At 33.2% G+C, this 6,967-nt stretch carries 5 protein-coding genes and 1 pseudogene; 4 read left to right on the top strand and 2 right to left on the bottom strand.

Features of this window, described 5'->3' with window-relative positions:
• Nucleotides 1-182 (top strand): hypothetical protein (locus WCG23_12715; GenBank protein MEI8390731.1); only part of this gene is annotated, 182 nt, incomplete at its 5' end.
• Nucleotides 183-214: 32 nt separating this feature from the next.
• On the opposite strand, the gene WCG23_12710 is transcribed toward WCG23_12715, so the two are convergent.
• Nucleotides 215-2,170, bottom strand: a complete 1,956-nt coding sequence (locus WCG23_12710; protein ID MEI8390730.1) for an ATP-binding protein — start codon at nt 2,168-2,170, stop codon at nt 215-217.
• Nucleotides 2,171-2,174: 4 nt separating this feature from the next.
• Between WCG23_12710 and WCG23_12705 the strand changes: the two genes are divergently transcribed.
• From WCG23_12705 to WCG23_12695, 3 genes are all read left to right on the top strand, one after another.
• A complete protein-coding gene (locus WCG23_12705) occupies nt 2,175-4,763 on the top strand; it encodes a response regulator (protein MEI8390729.1) in 2,589 nt (862 codons plus the stop codon).
• 490 nt (nt 4,764-5,253) lie between these two features.
• Nucleotides 5,254-5,544, top strand: coding sequence for a transposase (locus WCG23_12700; protein ID MEI8390728.1), 291 nt, complete (start codon nt 5,254-5,256; stop codon nt 5,542-5,544).
• A gap of 5 nt (nt 5,545-5,549) precedes the next feature.
• On the top strand, nt 5,550-6,428 hold the full coding sequence (locus WCG23_12695; GenBank protein ID MEI8390727.1) for an IS3 family transposase: 879 nt from the start codon (nt 5,550-5,552) through the stop codon (nt 6,426-6,428).
• Between the two features lie 163 nt (nt 6,429-6,591).
• On the opposite strand, the pseudogene WCG23_12690 reads toward WCG23_12695, so the two are convergent.
• Nucleotides 6,592-6,903 (bottom strand): annotated as a pseudogene (locus tag WCG23_12690) (fasciclin domain-containing protein).
• Between the last annotated feature and the right edge of the window lie 64 nt (nt 6,904-6,967).

Raw genomic sequence — 6,967 nt, 5'->3', positions numbered from 1 at the left:
GAGTAAGAGTAAGAGTAAGAGTAAGAGTAAGAGTAAGAGTAAGAGTAAGAGTAAGAGTAAGCTTCATATTTCTTAACAAATATTTTTCAGCTGTTTTAGACTTTTATTCTTCCAATAGTTTTAGGTTCACCTTTAGGTTTTCTGAAACATTGGTTTTTCAGGATCCATTTGGTTTATATTAACTTTCATAATAAAAATCCTTGTATGATGAATACTACTGATGTTGCCGGCTCTCTGTTAACGGCAGGGTGAAATAAAAGGTTGTTCCTTTTCCCTCTTCAGTTTCAAACCATATTTTGCCGTCATGGGCTTCCACAATCTGCTTTGAAAGATACAATCCTAATCCCGTGCCGACTTTTCTCTTTTCGGTAGGAAATCTCTGAAACATTAGAGGAATATGCTCTTTCGGTATTCCTTCTCCGTTATCTTTAACCGAAATTTTAATATTATTATCTTCTCTCAAGGCACTTACTTGTATTTCAGTACCTTCTCTTGTATGCCTTATTGCGTTTCCGACAAGATTGAAGATAATCCTGCCTATCTCTTCTTTATCCGCATGAATTACCGGCAATTCATCGGGAATATCAATATTAATTTGTGAGTCTTTCTCTGCGGCAAGATATTTTAATGTTTTTACAGACTCTTGAATAAGCTCTTTTATGTTTATTTCGGTTTTATTTAACGGGGGTTTTCCTGATTCATAATGATAAACAGACAATAAATTATTTACGATTTTTAAAAGGTCTTCGTTGGTTTTATGAATATCTTCCAGATATTCCGTATAGTGTTCACTTGAGCAGGTGATTTTTCCTAAAATCATAGCCTCGAGAGCTTTTTGTTCTGCAATTATCGGGCTTCTCAAGTCATGCGTTAATGTTGCCGTAAATGTTCTTTTAATTTCTTCCGTTTTCAATTTTTCAAGAATTTTAAGAGATATTGCAGAAACGGCATCAACTATAAGTTTAAGCATTATTTTTTCATTTTCACTCCATGACTTATTTATTGAACTTGCAAGCATTGTAATTTCTATAATTTTATTGGATTCCGGTGTTATTATTTTAACTGTCGGATAAAAAATACATGAATTAATTTTCTGTGACCGGAAATATGCTTTCAGGTCTTCGTTTTTAATTTCGGACTCGACATCGTTTACGGTAACAAATTGTCCCGGGTCGGTAAGTATTTCCTGAATATGTGTTTTTGAGAAATGCCAAGTAGAAATTAAACTTTCTGTATTTTCATCGGAAGTTTTTTCGCTGTCTATATATACGGAATTTTCAACATAATGAAAATGAACCGCTCTTTCGACCTCAAAAATTGTTAAAAGTTTCTTTAATATATAATCATCTACTTCTTTGTAGGTATCAAACATACTTACATCGGAAATTATTTCTTTTAAAGTTCTTTCGTTCTTAAGAATTTTTTCCCTGTCCTCAACAAGGGTAAATAAATTTATTCCGACAGCAATTTGCTGACATACGGGATTTAGAAGATCGATATTTTTTTTCTCCCATACTTTGGGTCCCGTTGTATTTTCAATTATAATGCTTGCCAATAATTGATCTTTATAAAAAACCGGAGCATCAATAATAGATTTTGTAGAAACAGAGTTGCAAAAATCTTTCATGTAATCCGGCAGAAGACTGTTTTCAATCTCCTCAACTATAAAATATTCATTTTTTTTGCTGAAAATCTTTAAAATGTATTCGGAAACTTCTTCGGTGTTAGGATTATTGTTAAGAAGAGAAGGAATTTGATCATTTTTTCTGTATTCCGAAACAACTTTCGAAAAAACATTTTTTACCGGATTATATGTCCTTATTTTTACTCTTTCTGCATCAAAGAGTATTCCTATTTCTGCACAAATAAGAGTCATGGCATTTTCCAGATTTTCACTCAGTAAAATATTATTTATTACTTCCCTTAAAAATTGTTCTCTTTCGCTTGTTTCCTGTATTTTTTCTGTCAAAGCAACTTGATTTATTACTACGGAAGACTGATTTGCTATTGTTTCAAGGAGATTTTTTTCTTCTTCGGTATATTCTCTTAAGCTTTTTACTGAATCTAATACTAATACACCTACAGGCTCGCCTGCATAAAACATTGGAGCCGACATAAACGATTTAACTTCATATTCCTGCATTAAAGCCTTTGTTTCCTCGGGAATCATTATTTTGCTTACATCATTAACAAGAGATGAAGTTATCGGCAAAACATCAAAAGAATTGGGACTTTTTATCGATGATGATCTTCCTCAAGAAATTAAAGACGAAATGAAAAAATACGGCAAATTTAAAAATTATGAAATCATTACAAAAGCAAAAGACAACACAATTATTACAGGTCTTTTCTCAGGGGTTATGATCGATAATCAAACCGAAAAACTTTTTATGACGGTTATGACTGACATTACAGCACTCAAGCAAGCAGAAACGGACTTAGCCAAAGCCGCCACGCGGCTTGATTTAGCTACGATTGCCGGAGGTATCGGCGTCTGGGATTACGATATTGTCAATAATATTCTAATATGGGATGAACGGATGTTTAATCTGTACGGCATTACCGAAAAGGATTTCAGCGGTGCTTATGAAGCTTGGAGAAAAGGTCTTCATCCTGACGATCTGGAACGGGGTGATGCAGAAATACAAATGGCAATAAACGGTGAAAAAGAGTTTGATACTGAGTTTCGTGTATGCCGGCCTGACGGTACTGTTAGAAATATCAGAGGAATGGCTGTCGTGTCTAAAGATGACTCCGGGCAGGCTTTACGTCTGACAGGAACTAATTGGGATATTACCGGGCAGAAAAATGCAGAGATCGAACTGATCAGAGCAAAAGAACAAGCTGAAGCAGCAAACAAAGCTAAAAGCGAATTTCTTGCCAATATGAGCCACGAAATCAGAACGCCTATGAACGGAGTAATAGGATTTACAAATTTATTGTTAGACACCGATCTTGATGAAGAACAAAAAGATTTTGCACAAGAAGCTCAAAAATCATCTGAATTGTTATTGAATATTATAAATGACGTACTTGATTTTTCCAAAATTGAAGCAGGAAAAATGCTGATGGAAAACATCGAATTTGACATAAGATCTGTTGTTGAAGATGTAACTGTTTTGGCAATATCAGCTGCTTGTAAAAAAGGTATCGAAGTTAACTCAATGATTTATTCAGATATTCCGCAAAAAATTTCCGGCGATCCCGGCAAATTGAAACAAATACTTAACAATCTTGTTAACAATGCCGTTAAGTTCACTAACCAAGGAGAAATATTAATAACTGTCAAAAAAGACAGCGAGAAAGATAATTCAGTAACATTAAGGTTTGAAGTTTCCGATACAGGCATCGGTATCTCTAAAGAAAGACAAGAAGCCGTATTTGAGTCATTCACTCAGGTTGATGCATCTGCTACCAGAAAGTATGGAGGAACAGGTCTCGGATTAACTATTTCAAAAAAAATAGTAGAAATGATGAACGGTAAGATTTATGTAACCGGAGAAGAAGGTAAAGGCTCTGTATTTATATTTACTGCTGATTTTGAAAAATGTAAAGAATGCGAAACACTGAAATCATCTTCCCTGTCATTGACAGGAATGAACATTCTTGTGGTTGATGATAATTTAACAAACTTAAAAATTGAGGGCTATTATTTAAATGAAGCGGGTTGCAATGTTTACGAAGCTGACTCTCCGGAAAAAGCATTATTAATATTAAAATCATTACCGGCAATAGATGTTATTATTCTTGATTTTAATATGCCCGATCAGAATGGCCTGATGCTTTCTTCTGAAATAAAATCTATCTCAGGCTTTGCCGATACTCCTATTATTTTAATTACATCATTAGCTCAAAGAGGAGAAAGTCAAAAAGCTAAAGAAAAAGGATTTGCCGGATATTTAACCAAGCCGATAAGAAAAAGCGATATGCTTGAATGCATTGCGCTTGCGGCAGAAGTAACCTCAAATCAGGATACACGGAATAATGACTTACTTATAACCAAGCACACTATTAAAGAAAATAAATTTAACAGTAAATTTAAAATACTGCTTGTCGAAGATAATGTAATTAACCAAAAACTATCGGTGAAAATTCTCAGTAAAGTCGGTTTTACCTGTGACATTGCATCAAACGGTCAAGAAGCAGTAGTAGCATATCAAAGTAAATTTTACGATCTGATTTTGATGGATTGTCAAATGCCTGTTTTGGATGGTTACGAGGCAACGAAAGAAATAAGGAGTATTGAAGCTTTAAAAGAAATTTCGGAAAACGGCAAAAAGCATATTCCGATTATTGCTTTAACAGCGAATGCCCTTGAGGGTGATGTTGATAGATGCTTGTCATTCGGAATGGATGACTATATAGCTAAACCTATTAATGCTAAAACTTTTATTGAAACTATAAAAAAACATTTACCCGTTGAACAAATTGATAAAAAACAAATTTTAATAAGTTCTGTTATCTCTGAAATTATTGAAAATACCGGATTTTCAAAAGACGAAGCTCAAGAGTTTTTTGATGAATATATAAGAGCACTTCCTCTTATGATAGAAAATATTAATAAAGCTATTTCAGTTGATAATTTTGAATTATTAGCTTCGGAGGCTCATTTGATGAAAGGCTCAAGTGCTAATTTAAGAATAAACGAATTAAGTGAACTTGCTTTAAAGCTGGAAGATTCAGCGAAGTCCGGCGATATATTATTATGTGAGATGTTATCAAAAGAAATTCAAGCATATTTTAACCTGTTACAAGAAAAGTGAATAAAAAATGCATTTTGACCAAGACTGAATGATACACTAACCAGAACCGGATGATACTTTACAATAGTTTTTAATGGAAAGAAAAGTATTTCTGCTCAAGTTTATCATAATTGTTATAGAGATATGGAATGATTATGCGTTCTGATATTCATATATTCCGATGAAAAACTAAGCTGTATTGGTTCATTACTTTGATTAATTTATCCAACTTTTTAAAATTTTTCGAGATTTTATCTCAGACTCACCGATACTTCATCTCAGATTAACTGTCTTTTTACAGCCGGTGTAGCGGGCTTTGCGGAATTGAGTTTTGAAAGAGAGTTAATTTGATAGAATATTTCGGGATTTTTTAGGAGAAAAAATAGAGAATTCTCTGTTCGAAATTTTAGTGACGCCGTGGGTAATATGTACTGAGTAATTCGGACAAGGAAAAGCAAAAAACATGTCCTTTCGGTAAAATAGAAAAATACAAAACGAAAGGAAGAAAAACATGAAAAAGAATCCTAAATTTTATCCGCCGGAATTTAAAGCGAAAGTGGTAAAAGAATTTATCAAAGCAGACAAAACACAAGCAGAGATATGCTCTCAATACGGAATAACCGTAAAAACCCTAACAAGGTGGCATTCTGAATATTTAGAAGGAATAGATGCAATATTTACAAAAGAAAAAGTGGAAAAAGCTCATAAAGAAGAGATTTCGGAAAAGCAAAAGGCTTTAGACGAAGCATACAGAGAGATTAGCAGTTTAACAACACAGTTAAACTGGCTCAAAAAAATGTAGCGAATTTGGGGTTAAACACTAAGCAAGCTATGATTGATAAAGAAAGTGATAAAATGAGTTTAAAGCAGCAATGCAAGCTGGTTAGCGTATCCAGAAGTTCTTTGTATTATACCAAAACACCATTTATGGAAAGAATAGAACCTGATATTATTTCAAAAATAGTTGAAATATATGAGCAACTGCCATTTTATGGAGGAGTAAGAACATATCATGAGCTTCAAAAGAGAGGCTATTATCTTGGTAGAGACAGGGTAGCAAAGGTTAAGAAAGAACTAAACCTTAGAACTTTTTATCCTGAACCAAAAACAACTATCCGAAACAAAGCGCATCCTGTTTATTCATCTTTACTCAAAGGTCTTGAAATCACGAAACCAAATCAAGTTTGGGCGACGGATATTACATATATTCCGTTAATGCACGGATTTGCATATCTTGTATCAATCATAGACCTTTATTCAAGAAAAATTTTATCTTGGAATTTGTCTAATAGCCTTGATAAGAGTTTCTGTATTGAAACTTTAAATGAAGCCATAGAAAGATATGGAGCTCCTAAGATATTTAATTCTGATCAGGGGTGTCAATTTACCAGCCATGAATTTACGGGAGTTCTTTCATCACATAATATTCAAATATCTATGGATGGAAAAGGCAGAGCTATTGATAATATTTACATTGAAAGATATTGGAGAACCTTAAATTATGAGGATATTTATCTTAATAAATACGAAACAATATCTGATGCAAGGATTGGAATCAATAAATTTACTAATTTCTACAACGTAGAAAGAATTCACAGTTCTTTAGAGTATAAAACACCTGATGAATTTTATTACAACATTGTTACAGAGGTTAAAAATACAAGTGATGATTTAGTTTTAGTCTAATAGGACATGATTTCTGAAAAAGGCTGTCTTGATTTTTCAGTACATATTAGTGGCAGGTTATCCTGATATTTCAGAATATTTTAAAACTGCCTCATAATTTCAAGCTGAAATTTACGAGGCAGTTTTAAAATCAATTTATAAAGTATTAACTTACATTAATATTTTATTTTGGCAAAAGCACTTTGTCTATAACGTGAATTACGCCGTTCTTAGTGTAAATATCAGCCATAACTACTTTGGCATCATTAATAAGAACATCGTCGTTGCGTCTCATAATCTCAATTTTAGAGCCTTCGACAGTTTCAATATCGTCAAGCTTAATTACATCCTGAGACTTCATAGACCCTGATACAACGTGATATTTAAGTATTTGAACAAGTTTGTTCTTGTTTTCAGGTTTCAAGAGCATTTCAAGAGTTCCTGCGGGTAAATTTTTAAACGCCTCGTCAGTAGGCGCAAAAACAGTAAAGGAACCGCTTGCTAAATTAAGACCAATGCACGTCTAATTTGTGATAAAATATAGTCATATCAATATTAAA

The organism is bacterium (assembly GCA_037147175.1).
Taxonomy (GTDB): domain Bacteria; phylum Cyanobacteriota; class Vampirovibrionia; order Gastranaerophilales; family UBA9971; genus UBA9971.
Note: the sequence above shows the minus strand (reverse complement) of the source record. Positions and strands in the feature narration are given on the sequence as shown.

Excerpts from the sequence above, each read along its gene's own strand:
- WCG23_12710 (MEI8390730.1), bottom strand. The coding sequence starts at position 2,170 with ATGATTCCCGAGGAAACAAAGGCTTTAATGCAGGAATATGAAGTTAAA.
- WCG23_12700 (MEI8390728.1), top strand. The coding sequence starts at position 5,254 with ATGAAAAAGAATCCTAAATTTTATCCGCCGGAATTTAAAGCGAAAGTG.